23 protein-coding genes and 1 pseudogene are annotated in these 23,497 nt (G+C 54.1%); 14 read left to right on the plus strand and 10 right to left on the minus strand.

The features are described 5' to 3' along the window. The first annotated feature begins 73 nt into the window (after positions 1-73). Positions 74-1,798: a proline--tRNA ligase gene (locus tag P2G53_RS02330; protein WP_275813144.1), complete on the plus strand. Its 1,725-nt coding sequence runs from the start codon at positions 74-76 to the stop codon at positions 1,796-1,798. Positions 1,799-1,902: 104 nt separating this feature from the next. Then, positions 1,903-2,484 (plus strand): lytic transglycosylase domain-containing protein, encoded by a 582-nt coding sequence (locus P2G53_RS02335; RefSeq protein WP_275813147.1) that lies wholly within the window; start codon positions 1,903-1,905, stop codon positions 2,482-2,484. Here P2G53_RS02335 and P2G53_RS02340 read toward each other — a convergent pair. Continuing rightward, on the minus strand, positions 2,481-2,762 hold the full coding sequence (locus P2G53_RS02340; RefSeq protein WP_275813149.1) for an acylphosphatase: 282 nt from the start codon (positions 2,760-2,762) through the stop codon (positions 2,481-2,483). The two genes, P2G53_RS02335 and P2G53_RS02340, sit on opposite strands and share 4 nt — an antisense overlap. Next, entirely contained in the window at positions 2,762-4,027 is a 1,266-nt protein-coding gene (locus P2G53_RS02345) for a YihY family inner membrane protein (protein WP_275813152.1), read from the minus strand. The genes P2G53_RS02340 and P2G53_RS02345 overlap by 1 nt, the downstream gene beginning before the upstream one ends. Positions 4,028-4,172: 145 nt before the next feature. Between P2G53_RS02345 and arsC the strand changes: the two genes are divergently transcribed. The 7 genes from arsC to P2G53_RS02380 all read left to right on the plus strand — a co-directional run bounded on the left by arsC (position 4,173) and on the right by P2G53_RS02380 (position 9,189). Further along, positions 4,173-4,523, plus strand: a complete 351-nt coding sequence (gene arsC, locus P2G53_RS02350; protein WP_275813155.1) for an arsenate reductase (glutaredoxin) — start codon at positions 4,173-4,175, stop codon at positions 4,521-4,523. Then, positions 4,524-5,126, plus strand: a complete 603-nt coding sequence (wrbA, locus tag P2G53_RS02355) for an NAD(P)H:quinone oxidoreductase (protein WP_275813158.1) — start codon at positions 4,524-4,526, stop codon at positions 5,124-5,126. Between the two features lie 13 nt (positions 5,127-5,139). After that, positions 5,140-5,583 (plus strand): DUF2069 domain-containing protein, encoded by a 444-nt coding sequence (locus P2G53_RS02360; protein ID WP_275813160.1) that lies wholly within the window; start codon positions 5,140-5,142, stop codon positions 5,581-5,583. Next, on the plus strand, positions 5,564-7,240 hold the full coding sequence (locus P2G53_RS02365; protein WP_275813163.1) for a SufS family cysteine desulfurase: 1,677 nt from the start codon (positions 5,564-5,566) through the stop codon (positions 7,238-7,240). The genes P2G53_RS02360 and P2G53_RS02365 overlap by 20 nt, the downstream gene beginning before the upstream one ends. 11 nt (positions 7,241-7,251) lie before the next feature. Beyond that, positions 7,252-7,722, plus strand: a complete 471-nt coding sequence (locus tag P2G53_RS02370; RefSeq protein WP_275813166.1) for a nucleoside triphosphate pyrophosphohydrolase family protein — start codon at positions 7,252-7,254, stop codon at positions 7,720-7,722. Positions 7,723-7,843: 121 nt separating this feature from the next. After that, positions 7,844-8,230 (plus strand): hypothetical protein, encoded by a 387-nt coding sequence (locus P2G53_RS02375; RefSeq protein WP_275813169.1) that lies wholly within the window; start codon positions 7,844-7,846, stop codon positions 8,228-8,230. Between the two features lie 62 nt (positions 8,231-8,292). Next, the gene (locus tag P2G53_RS02380; RefSeq protein WP_275813171.1) at positions 8,293-9,189 is read left to right on the plus strand and encodes a LysR family transcriptional regulator; all 897 of its coding nucleotides are present in this window, start codon (positions 8,293-8,295) and stop codon (positions 9,187-9,189) included. A gap of 41 nt (positions 9,190-9,230) precedes the next feature. Here the strand turns inward: P2G53_RS02380 and rimK are convergent, their stop codons facing one another. The 3 genes and pseudogenes from rimK to P2G53_RS02395 form a co-directional block, all read right to left on the minus strand. Continuing rightward, entirely contained in the window at positions 9,231-10,127 is an 897-nt protein-coding gene (rimK, locus tag P2G53_RS02385; protein WP_275814082.1) for a 30S ribosomal protein S6--L-glutamate ligase, read from the minus strand. A 78-nt stretch (positions 10,128-10,205) separates the two neighbouring features. Beyond that, a pseudogene (locus P2G53_RS02390) lies at positions 10,206-10,613 on the minus strand (ATP-dependent zinc protease); the annotation flags it as partial. Positions 10,614-10,713: 100 nt separating this feature from the next. Then, positions 10,714-11,577: a LysR substrate-binding domain-containing protein gene (locus tag P2G53_RS02395; RefSeq protein WP_275813173.1), complete on the minus strand. Its 864-nt coding sequence runs from the start codon at positions 11,575-11,577 to the stop codon at positions 10,714-10,716. A gap of 122 nt (positions 11,578-11,699) precedes the next feature. Here P2G53_RS02395 and P2G53_RS02400 point away from each other — a divergent pair, with 122 nt between their 5' ends. After that, a complete protein-coding gene (locus tag P2G53_RS02400; protein ID WP_275813176.1) occupies positions 11,700-12,911 on the plus strand; it encodes a YbfB/YjiJ family MFS transporter in 1,212 nt (403 codons plus the stop codon). A gap of 8 nt (positions 12,912-12,919) precedes the next feature. Here the strand turns inward: P2G53_RS02400 and P2G53_RS02405 are convergent, their stop codons facing one another. Together P2G53_RS02405 and P2G53_RS02410 are read right to left on the minus strand one after the other, a co-directional pair. Then, entirely contained in the window at positions 12,920-14,002 is a 1,083-nt protein-coding gene (locus P2G53_RS02405; protein ID WP_275813179.1) for a DNA alkylation repair protein, read from the minus strand. Positions 14,003-14,009: 7 nt separating this feature from the next. Further along, entirely contained in the window at positions 14,010-14,996 is a 987-nt protein-coding gene (locus P2G53_RS02410) for a serine/threonine protein kinase (protein ID WP_275813181.1), read from the minus strand. Positions 14,997-15,117: 121 nt separating this feature from the next. Between P2G53_RS02410 and P2G53_RS02415 the strand changes: the two genes are divergently transcribed. The 3 genes from P2G53_RS02415 to P2G53_RS02425 all read left to right on the plus strand — a co-directional run bounded on the left by P2G53_RS02415 (position 15,118) and on the right by P2G53_RS02425 (position 18,731). Further along, complete coding sequence (locus tag P2G53_RS02415; protein WP_275813185.1) at positions 15,118-15,672, plus strand: DUF2058 domain-containing protein; 555 nt, start codon at positions 15,118-15,120, stop codon at positions 15,670-15,672. A gap of 29 nt (positions 15,673-15,701) precedes the next feature. Continuing rightward, positions 15,702-17,687 carry a cation:proton antiporter gene (locus P2G53_RS02420; protein WP_275813188.1) on the plus strand — a complete coding sequence of 662 codons (1,986 nt, stop codon included), beginning with the start codon at positions 15,702-15,704 and terminating at the stop codon, positions 17,685-17,687. Positions 17,688-17,885: 198 nt separating this feature from the next. After that, positions 17,886-18,731 carry a hypothetical protein gene (locus tag P2G53_RS02425; RefSeq protein ID WP_275813191.1) on the plus strand — a complete coding sequence of 282 codons (846 nt, stop codon included), beginning with the start codon at positions 17,886-17,888 and terminating at the stop codon, positions 18,729-18,731. A 53-nt stretch (positions 18,732-18,784) separates the two neighbouring features. Here the strand turns inward: P2G53_RS02425 and P2G53_RS02430 are convergent, their stop codons facing one another. Both P2G53_RS02430 and P2G53_RS02435 read right to left on the minus strand, forming a co-directional pair. Beyond that, positions 18,785-19,531, minus strand: coding sequence for an FAD-binding oxidoreductase (locus P2G53_RS02430; RefSeq protein ID WP_275813194.1), 747 nt, complete (start codon positions 19,529-19,531; stop codon positions 18,785-18,787). 76 nt (positions 19,532-19,607) lie between these two features. Next, a complete protein-coding gene (locus P2G53_RS02435; RefSeq protein ID WP_275813197.1) occupies positions 19,608-19,910 on the minus strand; it encodes a hypothetical protein in 303 nt (100 codons plus the stop codon). Between the two features lie 113 nt (positions 19,911-20,023). On the opposite strand from P2G53_RS02435, the gene hrpB reads away from it, so the two are divergent. Then, on the plus strand, positions 20,024-22,540 hold the full coding sequence (hrpB, locus tag P2G53_RS02440) for an ATP-dependent helicase HrpB (RefSeq protein ID WP_275813200.1): 2,517 nt from the start codon (positions 20,024-20,026) through the stop codon (positions 22,538-22,540). Here the strand turns inward: hrpB and P2G53_RS02445 are convergent. Further along, complete coding sequence (locus P2G53_RS02445) at positions 22,518-23,369, minus strand: LysR family transcriptional regulator (protein WP_275813203.1); 852 nt, start codon at positions 23,367-23,369, stop codon at positions 22,518-22,520. The two genes, hrpB and P2G53_RS02445, sit on opposite strands and share 23 nt — an antisense overlap. Positions 23,370-23,497 lie beyond the last annotated feature (128 nt).

Consider the following 23,497-nt stretch of genomic DNA (forward strand, 5'->3'; position numbering starts at 1 on the left):
TGGCAGCTCCGCCAGTGCCCCCTACAATGTGGCGGTTTTCCGTCTCCATTCTCGTTTTCAGGTTTAACTTATTATGCGCGCCAGTCAGTTTCTGATCTCTACCGTAAAAGAAACCCCGTCCGATGCCGAGGTGATCAGCCATCAGCTGATGATCCGTGCGGGTCTGATTCGAAAGGTCGCGTCTGGCCTCTATAACTGGCTGCCACTGGGCCTGCGGACCCTGCGCAAGGTAGAGCGCATTGTGCGTGAAGAGATGGATAACGCTGGCGCCATGGAAGTATTAATGCCCGCGATCCAACCTGCTGAACTGTGGCAGGAATCAGGCCGCTGGGAGCAGTACGGTCCTGAACTGCTGCGCGTGAATGACCGCCACAACCGCGAGTTCTGCGTGGGTCCCACCCATGAAGAGGTTATCACCGACCTGATTCGCCGTGAGATTAAAAGCTACAAACAGCTGCCGGCCAACTTTTACCAGATTCAGACCAAATTCCGCGACGAAATCCGTCCCCGTTTTGGTGTAATGCGCTCCCGCGAGTTCATCATGAAGGATGCATACTCTTTCCACGTAGGTCAGGAAAGTCTGCAGCAAACCTATGATGTTATGCACACCGCCTACAGCAATATCTTCAACCGTCTGGGTCTGGACTTCCGCCCAGTACTGGCAGATACCGGCTCCATTGGTGGCGCCAAGTCCCATGAGTTCCACGTGCTGGCGTCCTCCGGTGAAGACGATATCGCCTTCTCCAACAGCAGTGACTATGCCGCCAACGTGGAACTGGCCGAAGCGCTGGCTCCGGCTGGTGAGCTGGCTGCACCCACGCAGGAGATGGTCACCGTTGATACCCCGAATGCAAAAACCATTGAAGAGCTGGTAAACGGCTACAATCAGCCGATCGAAAAAACCGTCAAAACCCTGATTGTGGTGGCCGCCGAAGAGTGCGAGGCTGAGTTTATCGCGCTGCTGGTACGTGGTGATCATGAATTGAATGAGATCAAAGCCGAGAAGCTGCCCCAGGTGGCTTCACCGCTGCAGTTTGCTACAGAAGAGCAGATTCGCGCCGTGGTTGGCGCAGGCCCCGGCTCTCTGGGTCCTGTTAACCTGCCAATCCCCTGTATCGCAGACCGTACCGTAGCGAAAACCTCGGATTTCAGCGCCGGTGCCAACATTGATGGCAAACACCTGTTTGGCATCAACTGGGGCCGCGACGTCGAACTGCCGGAAGTTGCGGATATCCGCAACGTAGTTGAGGGCGACCCAAGTCCGGACGGACAGGGTGAACTGGTTATCAAACGCGGCATTGAGGTGGGTCATATCTTCCAGCTTGGTCAGAAATACTCTGCCGCGCTGAATGCCGAAGTGTTGGACCAGAACGGTAAAACCGTGGTGATGGATATGGGTTGTTATGGCATCGGTGTCACCCGTGTTGTGGCGGCCGCGATTGAACAGAACCACGATGAGGGTGGCATCATCTGGCCGGAATCCATTGCACCCTTTAATGTTGCGCTGATCCCGCTGAACTATGACAAATCAGAAGAAGTGAAAACGCTGGCTGACCAGCTGTATCAGGATCTGCGCGCCGCTGGCTACGATGTCATCATGGATGACCGGGATAAGAAAACCAGCCCCGGTGTGAAATTTGCTGATATGGACCTGATGGGCATTCCCCACCGTGTAGTGGTATCCCCCCGTGGCATTGAAGCAGGCACCTTGGAATACAAAGGCCGCCGTGATAGCGAAAAGCAGGATGTGGCCATCGCTGACCTGCTGCAGGTTCTGGCAGAAAAAAGCAGCCGCTAAGTGTGACCTCTTACAAAAAGCGATCACCAAAGTGATCGCTTTTTTATTTGCACCTCAGGCCACAAGCAGGAATACTGACAGCGTCAGCAAACGATCTTAACCGTATGAACCGACGCCAATTTATCTGCCTCACCGGCGCCCATCTTTTGCTTCTGCCCTGCACTCATGTGCAGGCCGTCGCTGCTGTTCCCGAGCAAATAGATCCGGAGATACTCTCCGCTCTTAAAGAGCGTTTCGCCACAGCGGAAAGCTTCACCGACCGGTTTGAAGCCGAAGTCTGGCTGACCGATATCTCCGGACGTATCCAGCGTTATGTGAAAAATGACCTGAAACGAATTGAGTTGCTGAAAAAGATCCATGCTGAAGCGACTCAACAGTCACTGCCGGTTGATCTGGTATTAGGTGTGATTCATACCGAAAGCCTGTTTGACCGCTTTGCCATTTCGTCTGTTGGCGCGCAGGGACTGATGCAGGTAATGCCCTTCTGGAAGAATGAGATTGGTCGCCCTGACGACAACCTGATGAATATCGACACCAATCTGCGCTATGGCTGTACTATTCTCAACCACTACCTGAAACGCGCCAAAGGGAATCTAACTGAAGCACTGGCGCGCTACAATGGCTCCTACGGCAAAACCTGGTATCCGGAAAAGGTGTATCGCAATCAGCGCCGCTATAAAAGCTAGCGCCTGACTTCAAATGGGAATGAGCAATCATCAACCTCTTCCCTGACAACACTCTCTACATCTGCCACCAGCGCCAGTTCAGGCCCCTGCCACAACCAGGCTTCCAGATGACGCACCGCTATTTCATCACCGCAGATCAAAGCCTCGACCCGACCATCATCCAGATTACGCACCCAGCCTTTTAATCCAAGTCTCTGTGCTTCATCACAGGTGCTTTGTCGATACCAGACTCCCTGTACCCGACCACTGACCCAGACCTGAAGACATAGCTCCGACATCACTGTTTCCTTTCTTTCTGTTCCGGTGACTCGACAGTGTCGGCTGTTTTCTGACCCACCTCAAACAATTGCTCCAGCGACACTGAAAACTGATCCGCTTTAGCCGCTGACACGCTTTCAAGTCGCCGATTCAGCTCACGCTGCCAGGGCTGCAGGCTGGTAATATCCAGCGGTGCAGGCACCGGCCAGGGCAAGGCACGGTCCAACTGGGCGATGGACAACTTGCTCAGATCACGACAAAGCAAATACTCGCCTTTGTCGCTGCGCGTGATAATGCCAGCCTGCTGCAGCAACACCTGATACTGATCCCAGCGCCCCTGATCCAGCCCATCTACCTGCTTTAACAAAATACGATCACGCACCGCATGACCGTTGGCCTGAGCCTTCCATAACCTGTTCAACACATCGAGAATGACAACCAGGTGTGGCACCTTATCGGATTCATCCTCCAGCCGGTAAATCGCCAATGCCCGGGTCAGCTCACAACCCATCAAAATGATGACCCAACTGATAAATATCCACATCAGGAACAGCGGCACTGCGGCAAACGCACCGTAGATCAGTTCATAGGAGGGGAACTGGGTCACAAACGCCGCAAAACTTCGTTTCGCGGTCTCGAACAACAGTGCCACCACAACACCACCCACCAGGGCACTTTTAAACGGCACCCGACAATTGGGGACCGCCACGTAGAGTAGCGTAAAGGCCGCCGCCGAAAGGAGCATCGGCAATAAAGCCAGCAGGCGCCCACGTCCAACCAGCTCAGTCGCGCTGGTAAAAACCGACAATGACGCCAGATAAGAGGTTAGCAACAGACCCAGACCGATCAAAATCGGCCCCAGACTCAGCACCGCCCAGTACAACAGAAAACTCGATAACCCCTTACGCGGTTCACTCACCCGCCAGACCCGGTTAAACGCGGCTTCTATATTTTTCATCATCATGATGGAGGTAATCGCCAGCACCGCCACACCGATGCCGGTTAGCTTGCGAGCCTGACTGGAAAAGTCCGCCAGATAGTCCTGCACCACCTGCCCCGTCGCCGGGACAAAATTCTGGAAGATCCAGCCCTGCAACTCCTGCCCGACATCCTGAAACGAAGGAATTGCCGCCAGCATGGCGTAAGACACCGTCATCAACGGCACCACCGCAAACAGCGTGGTGTAGGTCAGCGCTGCTGCGTTCAGAATCCCCTTGTTGGCGATGAACTGCCTGAACAGGTACAGCACAAACAGCAGTGAACGGTGATCCAGCAACTTTCTCATCGGGGTTCCTTTTATCAGATGCATGCGCGGTTCCGCCATGGGCCTCAGATGTATACAATATCGCTAAACCGCAGCCATCTCCATTTGCGACTGCTTTCAAATAATTAGGGGACTGGCTGCCCTATTCAGCATAAGTGAAAAACCGATGACTGACATTACCATCTACCATAATCCACGTTGTTCCAAATCCCGCCAGACCTTGGCATTGCTGGAAGAACAGGGCATCACCCCAACGGTGCGCAAATATCTGGAAGATATTCTCACCGCTGCAGAGATCAAAGAGCTCACCGGTTTTCTGGGTATCAGCCCGCGGGAACTGTTACGGACCAAAGAAGCTGAATACAGCGAGCTTGGTCTGGATAATCCTGCCCTGAGTGATGACGAAATTATCGCTGCCATGGTGAGCTGCCCGAAACTGATCGAGCGTCCTATCGTGATTAAGAACGGTCAGGCGCGGATTGGCCGTCCACCTAAAGCTGTACTGGACATCCTTTAAGTGAGCACGCCCTACGTTCTGGTCCTCTATTACAGCCGCCACGGGGGAACCCGGGCGCTGGCACAGCATATTGCCCGCGGCGTGGAACAGGCGGGGATCGAGGCACGCCTGCGTACAGTGCCGCCAGTCTCCACTACCTGTGAAGCCGTAGACCCTGCAATTCCGGAGGAAGGTGCGCTCTATTGCACACCGGAAGAACTGGCAAACTGTGCTGGCCTGGCCATGGGCAGCCCAACACGGTTTGGCAATATGGCCGCCCCGCTGAAATACTTTCTGGACGGCACCAGTAGCTTGTGGGTGTCAGGGGCGCTGATTGATAAACCCGCCTGTGTATTTACCAGCAGCACCAGCTTGCATGGGGGGCAGGAAACCACTCTGCTGAGTATGATGCTACCCTTGATCCATCACGGCATGGTGATTGCTGGTTTGCCCTACAGTGAAAAGGGCTTACACACCACAACCGGCGGCGGTTCGCCTTATGGTGCCAGTCTGGTATCCGGTGAAACCCGTCGTATGCCGGATGCCACCGAGCTTGAACTCTGTCGGGCACAGGGCAAACGCCTGGGACAGTTGGCGCTGGCGCTTATGAACACTCAACGATAAAAGATCAACGACCTTGAAACCCTATATCCCTGACGACCACGACTATCAAAGCAAAGCCCGCCTCGGGCGCGTAGTAGTTGTAACCTCATATCTGCTGTTGCTGTTCTGGTTTACGCTCTGGCATCTTTATCTTGGGCCTGCACCGACAGCAAACCCCTGGGTAATCTGGCTGGTGCATATGGTGCCGTTTTTGCTGTTTGCCCCCACCATCATCAATGGCAACCCGCGGGGACATGCCTGGTTCTGTTTCTTCCTGCTGCTGTTTTTTATTCAGGCGGTTCTCAGTGCCAGCAACCCCAATACTGCCAGTTACGGTCTGGGTTACACTCTGCTGATCAGTGTGCTGTTCAGTAGCGCCATGATGTATGCGCGCTGGCAAAGCCGTTACCTCAAACAGCAGGCTCATCAGGCCGCTCAATCCGGCGCCGACCCTGAAGATGACCTCGCTACCCGCTGATCCTGAACAGTATCTGGCACGGCTGCGCAACAGTTTTCCTGTGCTCAGCCAGCAGGTCCGACAACAGCCGCTGGTGTATCTGGATAATGCTGCTACCACGCAAAAACCAGAGTGCGTGATCCGCGCTATCGAACAGTTTTACCGCCAAAGCAATGCCAATGTACACCGCGCCAGTCACCACTTGAGTGCTCAGGCCACTCACCTGTTCGAACAGGCACGCAAAGATGTTGCCCGTTATCTGAATGCCGCCAGCCCCAATGAGATCATCTGGACCCGGGGCACCACCGAAGGCATCAACCTGGTAGCCAACAGCTGGGGACAGCGCCTGCGGCCCGGTGATGAGATCCTGATCAGTGCGTTGGAACATCATGCCAACATTGTGCCCTGGCAGCTGCTGGCACAACGCTCCGGGGCAGCAATCAAAGTCATTCCGCTGCTGGAATCAGGTGATCTGGATCTTGAGGCCTACCAAACTCTGTTGAATGACCGCACCCGTCTGGTCGCCATTACCCACGTATCGAATGCACTGGGGACCATCAATCCGCTGGCACAGATCATCCCCCTCGCCCATCAGGCGGGAGCCAAGGTACTGATAGACGGAGCCCAGGCCCTTCCTCATCTGAAGGTTGACGTGCAAACGCTGGGGGCTGACTTTTATCTGTTTTCAGGCCACAAGGTGTTTGGCCCCACTGGCATCGGCGCCCTCTGGGCCAAACAGCGTATTCTCGAAGAGATGCCACCCTGGCAGGCCGGGGGTGAAATGATCACCCATGTCAGCTTCACCGAGAGCCAGTTCCAGCCACCACCGTTCCGGTTTGAAGCTGGCACACCCAACATCGCCGGCGCTATCGGGCTGGCGGCAGGCTTAAACTGGCTGGCGAACCAACCCCATACTGTGCTGGCGGATCATGAGCAGAAACTTCTGCAACGAGCCCTGCAGGGCATGGAACAGATCAAGGGGCTGACACGGATCGGTCAACCGGCAGCCAGTGTCAGTCTGGTTTCCTTCACCCTGCAGCAACAGCATCAACAGGATATCGGCATCTTGCTGGACCAACAGGGCATTGCCGTACGCAGCGGTCATCACTGTGCGATGCCGCTGATGCATTGCCTTGGTCTGAGCGGCACAACCCGGGCATCCTTCGCGTTCTACAATACGGAAACCGAAGTCGATCTACTGTTGAGCGCGCTGGACCAGATCAGTCGCCCGGTACAATCGGCCCAGCGCCATACTGAACAACCCAGCGCATCGCTTTACACCCAACTGAAAGCGCAACCGGACTGGAACAACCGCTACCGTCTGCTGTTACTGGCCGGTAAAGCACTGCCTGGCCTGCCAGAATCCGATAAAATCGACCAGAACAGAGTGCTGGGCTGTGAAAGCCATACCTGGCTGGTGCAACGCTCGGGATCAAGTGAAGCACTCCAGTTTCAGGCGGACTCAGAAGCCAAGATTATTCGTGGGTTGATCGCCCTGTTACAGGAACGTTTTAACGGGCAATCAGCGCAATCGATTATTGATACCGATATTGATACCCTGTTCCATTCGCTGGGTCTTGAGCAACACCTCAGCCCCTCCCGCAGCAATGGATTACATGCCTTGATAGAAGGCATTAAAGCTCTGGCCCAGGCCAGTGTTCAGCAGGCAAACCCTTAACTGGAGAGAGCATGAGCAATTTCACCGATGTATCCTATCTGAACAGTGTTTTCGGCAACCCACGGGGTGAACAAAACGCGCCTGACTGGAAAAAAGCCAGCAAGCAGTTGCACCTGATTCAGGAAGAGCTGGCCGAACTGGTGGAAGGGATTGAAAACCACGATGTTCAGGAAGTGCGTGATGCGATTGCCGATGTGCTGGTGACCACCTACGGTATGGCACATATTCTCGGCATTGATGCGGATGAAGATATGGCCGCCGTGCAGGCCAGCAACCTGTCAAAACTGTGCAAAACGACCTCTGAAATTGAAGAAACCATCCGTTTTTATGAGCAGGAGAAGGGGCTTCAGGTCTATGCCGGCGGTGAACTGCCTGAGGCCTACATTAAATCAGCCTGCGATCAGACCGGTTCTGACGGAAAATTCTATCCGGCACATAAGTTTCTCAAGTCGATTAACTGGCACGAACCTAAATTCCGTTAAAGCCGGACTCGCAAAGGCCGAAGCATTAAGGATTAACAGCAATCTTGGGCGCCCCCGGCTTTGCGTCGGGGGAAATATGCCTTAGACTGCAGACAGGCTGCAAAGTAAAAGGAATACAACGATGCGCAACTCCATACTGTTGGCTCTGGCCTTCGGACTTACACTTCCCCTGACGGCTGCGGCCGAGATGCTCAACTACACCTGCAGTTATACAGAGGCCAGCTACACCGCTCCATTTCAGTCTGCTGCATCCATACGTAAGTGCCCTGAAGGCAAATGCACCTATGCCATCAGCATTGATGGCGGTGTAGGCAGCGTCAATGGCGTAAGCGGTTTCTCCGTCGACAGCAACGAACAAAGCATTACTCTGCAACGTACGGCAAAAGACCCGGTCATGGGTGGTCTGGATACCACAGTGATTACCATATCCAAATCAGACATGAGCTTTGAAAGCCGCAAAACCACGACCCCTTCCGTCACCTTGACCACCCGGGGACAGTGCCAATAAACATCTCAGGACAACGGGGCACACGCCTGCTCCGTTCCACCTGCCAGAACTGACTGTACTCGATGAATCTGAATGATATCCGACTGTTTATTCATGTCATTGAACAAAACAGTTTTACAGCAGCCGCAGAACAGTTAAATCTGCAAAAATCCACTATCAGTCGTCGTATCGCCCAGCTGGAAGATGAACTGGGTGTTCGACTGCTACAGCGCACAACCCGTAAGCTGAGCCTGACCGAAGAGGGGCATGATCTCTACCATCGGTGCTTACCGCTGTTTAATGAGCTGTCCCATATCACCGATCAGGTTGCTGCGCGGCGACATGAACCCAAAGGGCGTCTGAGAATCACCATGCCTCCAGAGATGGGCATCTTCATCATGAATGATGTGATCGGCTCGTTTATGGAACAACATCCCGGTATTCAGCTGGATGTTGAGCTCAGCGCACGTCTGGTAGATCTGGTGGAAGAAGGGATCGATTTGGCACTGCGGGTTGGCGAGCTGGTTGATTCCAGCCTGATCGGCCGCAAACTGGCTGAATCAGAGATTGCCCTGTATGCCAGTCCTGCTTACCTGATGCGCCATGGCACACCGGAAACTCCCGCCGACCTGCAACAACACAGCTGTATCGCTGGCCTGCTAAACCACACTGGCTGGGCATTTACCAACTGGAACGACGGTAAACAGGTCAATCTGGATTTCAGAATGCGGGCCAACAGTCTGAGTTTTTGTCGCGAGATGATACTGCAGAACATTGGCATCGGCCGGATGCCGAAAGCGTTCTGCGAAGAAATGGTCAAAGACGGCAAGCTGGTCCATTTACTGGAAAACTATCACCTGCAGCCGGTGCAGATTCATGCGCTTTACCCCAGCCGCCGCCATCTGAACCCCAGAGTGCGACTCTTTATTGATCACATGCTGAGCATGATCAAAGATCATCCCTGGCTGATTGCGCAGTAACAAAAACGCCCCTGACGGGGCGTTTTTTATGGGCGTTTATATCAGGTCGTATGACGCTTCCAGCGCAATTTGCGCTCGATCGCTTCCAGCATCATCCCGGCGATGTCCTTACCGGTGGCGCCTTCAATCCCTTCCAGACCGGGCGACGAGTTAACTTCAAGTAGCAACGGTCCCTTGCTGGAGCGGATAATATCCACACCGGCAACACTCAGACCCATGCACTTGGCAGCCTGCACCGCGATGCGTTTTTCCTCGGCGGTGGGCCGGATCACACTGGCGGTACCGCCCTGATGGATGTTAGCGCGGAACTCGCCCGGTTCTGCCTCTCGCTGAATTGCAGAGACCACCTTATTACCCACCACAAAACAGCGTATATCTTTGCCATCGGCCTCTTTGATAAATTCCTGCACCAGTATATTGGCTTTCAGGCTTTTGAAAGCGTTCACCACACTCTCTGCTGCCTTATTGGTTTCAGCCAGAACCACGCCTTTACCCTGGGTGCCTTCCAGCAGCTTAACGATCAACGGCGCACCACCCACCATGCTGATCAACTCATCGGTCTCCAGCGGGGAGTTGGCAAAACCGGTGATTGGGATCTGAATGCCACTTTCCAGCAACAGTTGCAGAGAGTGCAGTTTATCGCGGGACTGGGTGATTGCCGCCGCCGTATTCAGACAGTAGACCCCCATCGACTCGAACTGGCGTACCAGCGCACAGCCATAAAAAGTCATGCTGGGACGGATGCGTGGAATGACGGCATCCAGGGTGTCCAGTACTTTACCACCGCGGTAGTGAACCTCGGGCTGAGTAGCATCCATTTTCATGTAGCAGTGTTTAATGTTCAGAAACACCATCTCATGGCCACGCTGCTCGCCCGCTTCAATCAATCGACGGTTGCTGTACAGGTTAGGATCACTGGCCAGCAAAGCGATACGCAGCCCACTGGGTGGCTGCTTCTTGATCAGATACATGCCTTTCAGAGCTTCATCAGAGATCTGTCCGGTGCAAAAGCTGGCGCTGGGGTCCACTACAATACGTCCTGCCATCGCCTCACGCCCCAGCAGCATGCGATACCCCATGGCATCACGGTCAGTCAGGGTCAGTTCAATCTCCCAACTGGAATCCGCCACCCCAAGGGTGGTTCTGATCACATAACGTTTTTCAGAGATAGCACTGGAGCTTTTAACCCGGCGCTGGTCAACGATAGGCGCTTCGCAATGCACGACGGTTTTGCGGTTGTGTTGCAATGGGCAGACATCAAATCTGACCCAGGGCACACCTGCCCGTTTGAAGGGTTCAATGTTGATGGCGTGCAGGGATGAGGTTTTAGCACCTGAGTCCACCCGGGCCTTGACCGCAGGGATGGTCAAGTCAGGAAATCGACACCACTCCTCAGCGCCCACCAGCATTTTGTTAGAACTCATATCCGACCCTCAAACCGAAAAAATTTGGCGCAATTGAATACATTTTCAAGATGACAAACAAGTGAAATTTGCGTTTTTTACAACAGCCTTTTTGACCCACTCAGGCTACGCTCTCCCATACTGGCAAGGTCCGCCCGATCAGGCTTTTCAGGCTTTCGACCCCCATCAACGCAATTGAATCACGGTGTGTTATGAGCACCGTAGGTACTTCACTGAAACGTGGCGGCAACGGTTCCAGCTTCAGCGCTGAAAAATAGGGGGACTGTTCAGCCACATGCCGAGGTAAGAGTGTGACCCCAAGGCCCACGGCAACACAACCCAATATACCTTCCTGGGTACCCATTTCCAGCATCTGGGTGCCAACCTTACCCCGCTCCTGCAGCCATGCCTTGGCCCGCTGACGGTAGGCACAGCCCTCTTTAAACATAATAAAGGTGTTCTCTACCACACCCTCTTTGGCCGAAACTAACACCAGGGTTTCTGTTACCACCGGAGTCGAGTGCAATAACGGGTGATCCACGGGACCGCCGACAAAGGCGCAATCCAGCCTATGTTCCAGCACCGCATCAATCAACTCAGCACTGGTATCACTGCTAATACGCGGGTGCAGCTTAGGGTGGCGACGGCGCAGGGCCTGCAACAGTCCCGGCAATCGTCCGGCAGCAAAGGATTCCATTGCCCCGATCCTGAGTTCACCACTGGCTGAACCCATCTGATGCAGCGCCTGAATGGTCTGCTGCTCCAGATGCAACAGCTTCTCAGCATAGTCGAGTAACAGACTGCCTGCCGGGGTGAGCTTCAGCGAGCGACCTGAACGGTAAAACAGACTGACCTCCAGCTCCTCTTCCAGTCGTCGGATACGAGCAGTGACATTCGACTGTACCGTATGCAGTACGCGTGAAGCCGCCTGAACGCCACCCGCTTCCACCACAGTTTTAAAGGTTTTCAGATTAATCAGTTCCATACGACTCACCCGCATCGAAGATTGTTCTATTTTAAAGATCAATCGTTCTTTTTTAATCAATTGTAGAGAATCAATAACCCCTTATAATCTGTTTATCTGTTTTTCTCAAACCGGAACCCCGCATGTCCCAGCCACATAGCCCAGCCAATGCTCTCGAAAAAGCCCGCGTCCTGACCGCAGGTCTGCTCAGTCTGATTCTGATGCTGGGTATTGCGCGTTTTGCCTATACCCCTCTGCTTCCGATCATGATGGATCAAACCGCTCTGGGTGATGCCATGGGTGGCTGGCTGGCCACCATCAACTATATGGGTTACATGAGCGGCGCCCTGATTGCCGCCAGCATCAGCAACCTGCAACTGAAAGACACTCTCTACCGCATTGGTCTGGTGGTGGCCCTGGTCACCACCGCCGGTATGGCGTTGAGTGAAAACCTGGTTCTCTGGTCAGTGATGCGTTTTCTGGCCGGTCTGAGCAGTGCTGCGGGTCTGCTGATTGGATCAGGACTGGTGCTGAACTGGTTGATGCGCAACCACTACCGCAGTGAACTGGGTCTGCACTTCTCCGGTGTGGGACTGGGTATCGCTTTTGTTTCTGTCGCAGTCATGCTGATGTCTGCCCATTTTAACTGGGCTGAACAATGGTGGTGGCTGACCGCCATCGGCGTGCTGCTGGCTATTCCCGCCTGGCGCTGGCTGCCACGCCCGCCCAACCACCACATGACTACATCGGGTCAGGCGATGGTGGATACCCCGCCCAGTAAACGTTTTATGCGCCTGATGCTGGCCGCCTATTTTTGTGCCGGCTATGGCTACGTGATCAGTGCCACCTTTATTGTGGCGATTGTCGAGCGTCAGCCTGCCCTGCAAGGTCAGGGTGAATGGGTCTTTCTGTTGCTGGGTCTGGCGGCCGCCCCGGCCTGTATTTTCTGGGATCACGTCGCCCGCCGCATTGGAGAACTAAGCGCCCTGCTGATCGCTTATGTAGTTCAGGTGGCAGGCATTCTGTTACCGGCACTGGATGACAGTCTGACCACCGCCATTCTGAGTGCAGTGCTGTTTGGCGGTACGTTTATCGGTATTGTGAGTCTGGTGCTGACCATGGCCGGGCGTTTCTACCCCACCAAACCGGCGAAACTGATGGGCAAGATGACCCTGTCCTACGGCGTTGCCCAGATCCTGGGGCCATTCTTCACCGGCATACTGGCAGAACAGCTGGGCAGTTATAATCTGGGGCTCTGGCTGGCGGCTGGCTTCACTGTGATGGGCAGCGGCCTGATTCTAGTGCTGAAAGTGACCAGTGAGCGTGAAAAAGCGGTACTGAACCCCGTCAGTTAACATCATCTTCAAGAGGTCAGGGTAAATTCGCAACTGGCTTTTTCGCTGCCATTCACCCGGATATGCAGCCGATGCAGACCGGGATAATGGCGGCGGGTGGTCATCTCCCGAAAGCTCTGCTGACAACTGAAGAGTACCTGCGATTCCCGAACCTCTTTCGCCCGAATCTGGAAGGTTTTGGCCCGGTGCTGCCCATTGGCTTTCATATATTCGATGATATATTCCAGCCGCAGCCTGCCCAGCTCGTCGGCATTGGTCTTGAGCGAAAAGCTGAAAGCGAGTGTCTCGCCGATGGCGATTGTCTGCTGACTTAAAACCAGCTCACTGACCTGAATATGCTCGGCATCCGCCCAGCCAAACAGGTTTAACGCAGCAGGTTCTGCACGTTTGAGCAATGTCCGACAGGCATGACGCAGCAGCCAATCGGTATCTGAATGCTGACCCAACCGGGGTTCGACCCATGCCAGTACCTTTTGCGGATGATCCTTGGAAATATCATTCAGATTATTCGCCACACTGCGCCTTACATACAGACTCGGATCCTGCTTCAGACGATCCAGCAGCGGCAATATCGGTTCAGGATCTTGCCGGAACAGCTTCAGTTCACTGGCCCAGGGCAAACGGGGGCGACAACCCTCGGATGCCAGTCGCCGCACATGTTCATTCTCATCCTCACTCCAGTCATGCAACACCGAAAGCATGGCGTGTGGGTTTTGTTCCAGAAACGGACGCACCGCAAATTCAGCGGTCGAAAAGCGGGTCATCCAGTGCAACGCAGGAAGCGAGGTCTCCCAGTCATCCAGGCCATAACACTGTACATAGTCGGGAAAGATCACTGCCGTGTAGCCAGAAAACTTCGGCGCGACCTGATTCAGCAGCGCAATGGCCTGAGGATAGTCTGCCGGTAAAAACTGATGCAGCGCCTGTGTAATACAACGCATCCGGGCTTTCAGCTCCAGCGCGTCCCAGCCCGATGACAGCACCGCCTGCTGAAATGCCTCAGCCGGAAATGCGGTCCAGACCCGTTTCAGTTCGGTCGCCACTTGTTCGATAAAGTCAGGGGTAAAGAGGTATTTGAGCGGCTCAGCCATTTTTAACCTACATCAACCTGAGACAGGGTTCATCCAGCGCAGCCAGCTGCTCGCGCAGTTCCAGAATATGGGTACTCCAGTAACGTACCGAGTTAAACCAGGGGAATGCCATAGGAAACGCCGGATCCTCCCAACGCCGTGCCAGCCAAGCCGAATAATGCAGCATGCGCAGAGTACGCAGCACTTCCACCAGATTCAGCTCCCGCGGATTGAAATCATGGAACTCGTTATAGCCATCCACAATTTCCGAAAGCTGCAGTGTTTGCTCCTGACGGTCGCCTGACAATAACATCCAGATGTCCTGAATCGCCGGGGCCATGCGACTGTCATCCATATCAACAAAGTTGACCTGATCATCCCGCCAGAGAATGTTGCCACCATGACAGTCTCCATGCACCCGGATCAAATCCAGGGCACCAAATTCAGCCAGTCGCCTGTCGATCCGTGCCAGCAGGTCCTGCGCCAGAGAGTCATAGGCCGGTTTCAGCTCACGCGGAATAAACTGCTCGCTGATCAGGGCCACACTGTCATGACCGAAACTTTGCGCATCCAGTGCTGGCCGATGTGTGTAGGGTTTACTCGCACCAACCCGGTGGATTCGGCCCAGTACCCGACCCAGATGCAGCAGATGATCCGGGTTAGAGAGTTCCGGCGCATGACCACCGCGGCGCGTAAACAGCGCAAACCGCATACCCTGATAGTGAAACAGGCTTGCACCTGAATCATCCCGCAGGGGAGCAACCACAGGCAGCTCCTGTTCCTCAAGTTCAAAACAGAAATCGTGCTCTTCCTGTATCTGAGCATCACTCCAGCGCTCTGGCCGGTAAAACTTGGCAATCAGCGGTAGTGATTCTTCGATGCCGACCTGATAAACCCGGTTTTCATAACTGTTAAGCGCCAGAAAGCGGCCATCAGACAGATAACCTTTACTTTCTACCGCATCAAGCAGAAACGAAGGGGACAAGACTTCAAAGGGGTGCGCATTGTCGGACATTTTGTTTTCCATAGATGATCTGAGGCAAGCCTACGTGGAGAGACTGCGCCCTGCAAGTAGAGTCATTTCTCAGGGCTTGGTATAGTGAACCCTTCTAAAAACAGCCATCTAGAGAAGATACATGGCCGGTTCACTCAAAGATCAGCTGCTCAAAGCAGGCCTGGCTGACCAAAAAAAAGCCAAACAGATCGACACCGAAAAACGCAAACAGAAAAAACAGCAAACCAAAGCCCGCAAGTCAGGTCTGGCACTGGATAACCAGCACGCTGATCTGCAGGCTAAATTGCAGCAGGAACGGGAAGAAAAACGCGAAAAAGACCGCCTGTTGAACCAGCAACGCGAAGCCGAAAAGCGGGAACGTGAAATCACCGCTCAGTGCCGCCAGATGATTCAGCAGCAACAGGTTGTGGTGCCAGACAATGCCGAAGTGGGCTACAACTTTGTCTATGATAAAAAAATTAAAAAAATCTATGTCACCGATACACTGCAGCAGCAGCTAAGCCGGGGGCAACTGGCGATTGGTGTTCTGGATGAGAAGTTTTATCTGGTGCCAGACAAGTTTGCCGACAAAATCGAACAACGTCGTCCTGAGATGGTGATTCGGATTGAAGCCGAAGAAACCGACGAAGACGATCCTTATGCGGATTTCAAAATCCCTGATGACCTGATGTGGTAATCACGCCATCTGACCGGAAGTAGGTGACCATGGGCTTCACAATTTTTGAGCAGTTTCTTGTTGTACTCTGTGGAGCCATCGTCGCTACAACCCTGTTCAGGCGTCTCAAACAGCCGCCTCTTCTGGCCTACCTGTTTATCGGTTTGCTGGTCGGCCCCTATAGCTTCGGCCTGATTCAGGACGTGCACAGCATCGAGTTACTGAGTGAGCTGGGCGTAGTCTTCCTGTTGTTCATGCTGGGGCTGGAGTTCTCGTTTGGCCGCATGGTCAGTATGGGCAAAACCGTGTTTGGCCTGGGCAGTGCCCAGGTGCTGATCACCTCGCTGATGCTGATCGGTCTGTCACTGGCGGCAGGCTTGCCACTGGCATCCGCGCTGGTGCTCGCCGGTGCCCTCTCCCTCTCCTCCACGGCGGTTGTCAGCCGGGAATTGATTCGCCGCAATCAGCTGGATACCCCCCATGGTGAACTCTCCATCGGCACCCTGATCTTTCAGGATCTGGCCGCTGTGGTGTTTCTGATTCTGGTACCTGCACTGGGCAGTACCGACGCCCAGATGAACGGTGCCGCCCTGACCCTGAAACTGCTGGAAGGCTCGCTGCTTCTGGTGGTGCTGTTGGTCGTGGGCCGGATTGTGATGCCGCTTTTACTGCATGAGTCAGCGCGCTCTGCCTCAAGTGATGTGTTTGTTCTGACCTCACTGGCCGCGGCCCTGTTGGCGGCCTGGATCACCCATGCCGCCGGATTGTCGATGGCACTGGGGGGCTTTCTGGCCGGGATGATGCTGGGTGAAAGCCACTACCGTTATCAGCTTGAAGCCGATATACGGCCCTTCCGTGACCTTTTACTGGGTCTGTTTTTTGTCTCCGTAGGTATGCAGCTGGATCTGTCCAGCCTGCAGCAGCACTGGTATTGGGTCCTGATTCTCACGGCCGGGCTGATCATCTCCAAAACCCTGCTGATCAGTATCCTGGGCCGCTTACTTAAGATGGACCCGGTTTCATCGCTCAAAGCCGGACTCTGTCTCAGTCAGGGCGGGGAATTCGGTTTTGCCCTGCTGGCGCTGGCACTGGGCAATCAGGTGATTGATCCTCAGCTCAACGCACTGGCCACCGGTGTGATTGTCTTGAGCATGATGCTCACGCCAATTCTGATGAATCATACGGATCGGCTGGCGTACTGGCTGCACCCTAAAACGATGACTGAGGTCCGTGAAGAGTTTTCGGTTAACAACCTGCATCAGGCCGGTGAAGGCCTCAGCAGTCATGTGATTATTTGTGGCTTTGGTCGTGTCGGTCAGGTCATCACCCGTTTTCTGGGGCCGCTGAACATCCCTTATATTGTTATCGATAATGACCCTTTGCGCGTCAGCGAGGCGTCCACCGCCGGTGAAAAGGTCTGTTACGGCGATGCGCAAAGGGCCGATATTATTGCCGCCGTCGGTGGCGACCGTGCCCGTATGCTGATCCTGACCTTCCCGGAACATGATATCTCCCTGCATGCGCTCAAACACCTGCGACCACGCTTTCCGGAACTGCCGATTCTGGTACGTACCCGGGATGACAGCCCGCTGGACCTGTTCCAGAGACAGGGAGCAACAGAAGTGATACCGGAAGCCCTCGAAGGCAGTCTGATGCTGGTTTCACATATTCTTTCGATACTGGGCGTACCACCGGATAGAATCGCCCGACAAATCGATCAGGTACGTTCTGAGCGCTATCAATTACTGCATGGTTTTTATCATGGCGGGCATTCACAAAAAACCGATGATGAAGGGCAGATGAAAGAGGTGCTGCACCCGGTTCCGATCTCATCTTTAAGTTATGCCTGTAATAAGACCCTGGCGGACATGAATCTGGGGGTGCTGGAAGTCTCCGTTGCCATGATCCGGCGCCATGATGATCTCTCGGAACATGCCCCCACTGAGTCAACCCAGCTGTGCGAGGGTGATATTGTCATCCTGCAGGGTCCTGCGGATGCCATTGAAGCCGCTGAAGACAGGTTACTCAGCGGTTAATTTGAGCGTTTTTAACCCTCTGTAACTAAATTCATACTCTTTTCACCGGGTAATTGCGTCCTGACGGTGTTTTTTACCGGCTATCAAACAGTTGAGAACAACTGATTAAAATGCAATCTGAAACTGATTCATAACGCATCAAATACACTGTTATGACGCCGACAACCTCTCTTACAGTGAAACAGAGAGGGATTTCAGGTGGAAATTTCATGGGCAGGCAGCCCTCCGGTTCTGCATAAATCAGACACCTACCCAGCTGCCGACAGACAATCAGACAAAACATCTGAAAACACACAGAAGACTGAAACTGATCGCTTAACTGACCTATCAGCCCGATTAGCTGAAGAAAGTGCCTTCAAACCGGGCGGACAATTAAATGCGATCAGTCACGCCGAGCGTTTTTCGAGTGCTCAGGCATTTTCGATGGAGATCATGACCCGGGACGGGGATCGCATCACCATCGATTTCAGCCATCAACAGAGTCAAACCCAGATTGTTGAAGCGGTCAGCAGTAACGGTTATCAGATTGAAGCTGCTGGCATCGAAATCACCGCGGGTAGCCAGTTCAGTTATTCGGTTACCGGCAACCTGAGCGTAAAAGAACGCCAGGCGATTCAGGCATTGGTCAATGAGATCGGTTTGATTGCCGATGATTTCTTTAACGGCAACATCCAGAATGCGCTGCAACAGGCTGCCGAAATCGACATGGACAAATCTCAATTGATGGACTTGAATGTAAATATGCGTCAATCACTGACTTACGCTGTCTCAACCGCGTACACAAGTGTTCAACAATTAGAACAGCCCCCCGGTCATCCCGGCAGACATCTGGGGCAGATAAAAAACAATCTGGAACGCTTCATCAACCGCCCGCAATTCGATTTTTTAGAGGAACTGAATCGCTTTACCACTGAACTGATTGACCAACTGGTCCGTCAGGACAGCCGATTCCTGAACAGTGATGCACCGGAGCAACAAGTCTTGAGTCAAAACCTTGAGCGACTCGCATCACTGCTTACTCATCAGGAGAGCGCGAACGTTTAGCCCCCTTCAAAACGTTCGTCTGTCTTTCAAACCGGCCCACTGGCCGGTTTTTTTTACAACCTTGAAAACAGATACTTTTCGCGCTTCAGATTGGCCGGTGTAAATCCGGATGGGGTGAGTAACTTGACGGTATCATCCACCATGGCGGGATTGCCGCACAGGTAGATCCGATCCTGCTCAGGATCGGGGGACAGGGCTTGTAGCTGAGTCTGGACATAACCCGCGTATTCATCTGCCTGCTGAGGCTCAGCCCGACTGTAACAGGCCCTGAAAACAAATCCCGGATGCTCTGCCGCCATGGCACGAAACTCATCCTCATACAGCAGCTCAGCGGGCGTCTGCACACCCAGAATAAGCTCAACCGTAAGGTCGCTGTTAGACCTCAGGCGCTCAGCAAGCTGGGATAGCATCGCCCGATAAGGCGCCACTCCGGCCCCGGTTGCGACCAGAATGTAACGGTGGGGATCAGCCGCAGGTAATATCAGATTACCGAAGGGGCCACTGGCTTCTACCTCAGCCCCCGGTTCAGCTGTGCGAAAAAACTCACTGGCCGAGCCATCGGGTATCAGGGTAGCCGTGATCCGAAGTTCGCGGTTTTCACGAATATTGTCGCACCGGTTGGCAACACTGTAGCTGCGGGTTTTGCCACCGGAGGACTCCGGTAGATGGAAAGAGAAAAACTGACCAGGAACATAGGTTACAGGGCTGCCATCAGGTCGCTCAAAGCAGAGTTCCATGCTGGTAGAAGAGACAAAATGTTTTTCGACCAGACGCAATGGAAACTGATTTTTTTGCAACATGCAGAACCCTCCTTCACTGGACACTATGCTGTTTGGTCAGCAGCGGCAAAGGCAAGTTCCCGTAATAACGAGGCCGTTAGTAACCCAGTTCACTCGGATCGATCACCACGCCCAGTGAGCGTTTTTCGATCATGCGGCCTTTGCTGGTTTCCTTGAAACGAAAGGCGACTTTTTTACCCAGCGGTATTTCCAGTGTTTTATCTGCCGACAGGTAAGTATATTCCTCGCCTTCGATCATCACATGGTGCAGATAGTAGGGCGGCATGCCAACCCACTCATTGAAAGGCCCTTCTGTTCGTACACTCTCTAACACCCCCCGACCTGCGATGGCTGCAGGTTTTTTAAAACCACGACGGGAACCACGAAACTGACCGGCCATAAGATATCCTGTGAATCCTGAAATCTGCGCCCATTGTAACCAGCGGGCGGGCAATTGCCAGTGAAACACTTTCTCTTTAAGCTCTGTACTGATTTTTTATCAAACCGAAGCCCATGTCCGCCCTGCCCGTCGAAACAATTTTACCTGACCTTATCCAGGCCCTGACTACGGCTGGTGATGCTATTCTGCAGGCTCCACCCGGATCCGGCAAAACCACCTTTATCCCACTGGCCCTGCTCCGATCCGAAAACACCGTAACGGGTAAAATACTGCTGCTGGAACCCCGACGGCTCGCTGTTAAAAACGTAGCCAGTTATATGGCTCAGCAACTGTGCGAACAGCCGGGTGAAACGGTGGGTTACCGGATGCGGCTGGAAAGCCGGGTCAGTGCCAAAACCCGGATTGAAGTCGTCACTGAAGGCGTTTTGCTGCGCTTATTGCAGGCTGATCCCAGTCTTGAGGGGTATTCGCTGCTGATTTTTGATGAGTTTCATGAGCGCAGTCTTGAGTCCGATCTCGGATTGGCCATGGCGCTCTATGCCCGGGCTCTGTTTCGTGACCATCCCCCGCTCAAACTGCTGCTGATGTCAGCCACATTAGAGAACAGCGCCCTGCAGTCATTGTTACCCCAGGCGCCACTGATCACCGCCACAGGCCAGCTTTTTCCGGTTGATATTAAGTATGCAGCACTGGATCTGAGCAAACGCCCGCTGGGTGAAGCCATCGCACTGCAATTACTTGATATTCTGGCTGAAACTCAGGGCAGCCTGCTGGTGTTTCTGCCAGGTCAGGCAGAAATACGTGCCGTAGAGTCTTTATTACAAAGCCAGCCCAACCGGTTACAGGGTTGCCTGATAACGCCATTGTATGGCGACATGGATCTGGCGGCTCAGCAAACAGCGATTGCACCGCCGCCCAAAGGCACGCGCAAACTGGTGCTGGCCACCAACATTGCCGAAACCAGTCTGACCATTGAGGGGATCCGGGTGGTGGTCGATGCAGGTTTATGCAAGGTGGCCCGGTTTGACCCCAATACCGCCATGACCCGTTTACATACCCAGCGCATATCCAAAGCTTCAGCCACGCAGCGCGCCGGCCGGGCTGGACGCCTGGAACCCGGCATCTGCTACCGTCTCTGGTCTACTGCGCAACAGGCTGAGCTGGCCGCACATTTGCCACCCGCCATCACGCAGGCGGACCTGGCACCCATGGTCCTGCTGCTGGCTAACTGGGGCATTAGCCGGGCGGATGAACTGGTTTGGCTGGATAAACCCACCCAAGGTGCCTGGTCTCAGGCACAAAGCCTGCTGAAAATGTTAGCAGCGCTTGACCCCGATGGGCAGATTACTCCGCTGGGTGAAGCAATGCTCACCCTGCCCTGCCACCCCCGTTTGGCCCATCTATTGTTGCGCGTCGACGGAGAGGTGAATCTGTCGCAAGCCTGTTCACTGGCCGCACTGTTGTCGGACCGCGACCCGCTGCGGCTTGAATCGGTCGATATTGAAACGCGACTGGAATGGCTACAACAACCCTCACCCCGTCACCACAAAAGCAGTTGGCACAGAATGCGGCAGCAGGCCCGTCAGTTTCGTCAGATTCGGGAGAAGATCGAATCTCATGGATTAGCTGTGGTTTCTGAGCCCCTGTCTGCAGGCCTTTTGATCACACTGGCCTACCCGGACCGCATTGCCAGTCAGCGGCAACCGCAGGGCACAGACTACAGACTGAGTAATGGCCGCGCTGTTCGACTGGAAGCCGGTGATCCCTTGCGACAGCATGGCTGGCTGGCGGTTGCGGCAACCCGGGGCCTGGCCGGGCAAAGGCAGGATCAGATAACGCTGGCAGCACCACTTAATATCAACACCTTGCGTAGCGTATTCCCGGAATACGTCTCGATCAGCGCTGAGGTCTACTGGGACCGTGACCTGAAAAAAGTCATGGCGCAGGAGCTTCATACCTCAGGTGCTCTGACCCTGTTCAGCAAACCCCTGGAACAACCCGATCCTGATCAGGTACATCGGACTCTGATCGATCAACTGCGACGGGACGGGCTTGATCAACTCAGCTGGACGCCAACCCACCATTTGTGGCGCCAGCGGGTTATGTTTTTACGCAACAGTGCACCGGAGTCAGAACAGCACCTGTGGCCAGATCTGAGTGATGCTGCATTACTGAACACACTGGAGGACTGGCTGCTGCCTTTTTTACAGGGCGAGAGACGGTTTGAGCAACTAACCGGGCAGACATTGGCTACAGCCCTGCACACGCTGCTGCCCTGGTCTTCGCAGCAGCAGCTGGATCAACTGGCACCCACCCATCTCACTTTACCCTCAGGCAGTCGTGTAGCCATCGATTATTCAGAAGTACCACCGGTGTTGGCAGCGAAGCTACAAGAGTTATTTGGTTGGCAGCAGACACCGCAGATCGGCTATGGCACGGGTTTAAAACTGCATCTGCTGTCACCGGCCAGAAGACCGGTACAGATCACAATGGACCTGGCCAATTTTTGGCACACCACCTATGCGGACGTCAAAAAAGATCTGAAAGGCCGTTACCCAAAACACGACTGGCCGGATGATCCGACTCAGGCCATCGCCAGCCGGGGCGTCAAACGGCGGACTTCCCACTGAAGCAGGCCTGAAGCTGTGCCACCGCTTCACGGCAATCATCTGCAGCAGGATTCGTATCCAGCCAGCTGGCATAGATATCACGTTCGATAGGGGGTACGCCCTCTACGGCGAACAAGGTCTGACCCACCTGTGGTATCGCTTTGGGCAGCAGTGCGACGCCACCGTTGCGGGTCAGGAAATCCACCGCCAGACTCATCTGTCCGGTGTGCAGAATGGGCGCTACCGGTGGCAACCACCACTGTTCACTGGGCAGGTTGAACGCTGTATCCCAATCCAAATGCACATAGTTAAGCTCAGTGAGCTCGGTTAAAGCACGATGGCGTTGGTCTGTTGCCAACTGAAGCACCAACTGGCCCACCACAGCATTATGAATATCAGGTAACTTGGGCGGCGTGAAAGAGAAGACAATATCCAGCCGGGATTCTAGCAGCCCACGCAGCAGGCTTTTGCGTTGATCTACCTCAGTCCGCCAGCAAAACTCAGGGCTATGCCTGATCACGTGCTGAATGGGTACACTCAGAAAACTCTCCCAGAGTATCGCTGCTGCCCCGAGGGAGAGCTGTCGTCGCTGACCCACAACACCGCTTTCCTGCAGCGCACTCTGCCAGGTAGAAAGGATCGATTCAGCATAGGGCTGCAGCCGTTCCCCCGCCGCCGTCAACATGATGTTACCCCGCTTGCGTGAGAACAATTCAGTGCCCACCAGCGACTCAAGCTGGCGAATACGAAAACTCACCGCCGACTGAGTCAGACAGAGGTTATCAGAGGCCCGACCAAAATGCCGGGTATTGGCGACCTCAAGAAAGGTGCGTAACAGCTCGGTATCCAAAGGCTAATCCATCAAAAAAACTTATCATCACAACAAAAAAGCTTTGTTTTACTCACCCGCATCCCCTAACCATAATTCGCGAAAAAGCGGATCTAAATGCTGTGAACGCTCTTGCCTTTGAAGCTTAA

The organism is Neptuniibacter sp. CAU 1671 (genome assembly GCF_029222905.1).
Lineage (GTDB): Bacteria > Pseudomonadota > Gammaproteobacteria > Pseudomonadales > Balneatricaceae > Neptuniibacter.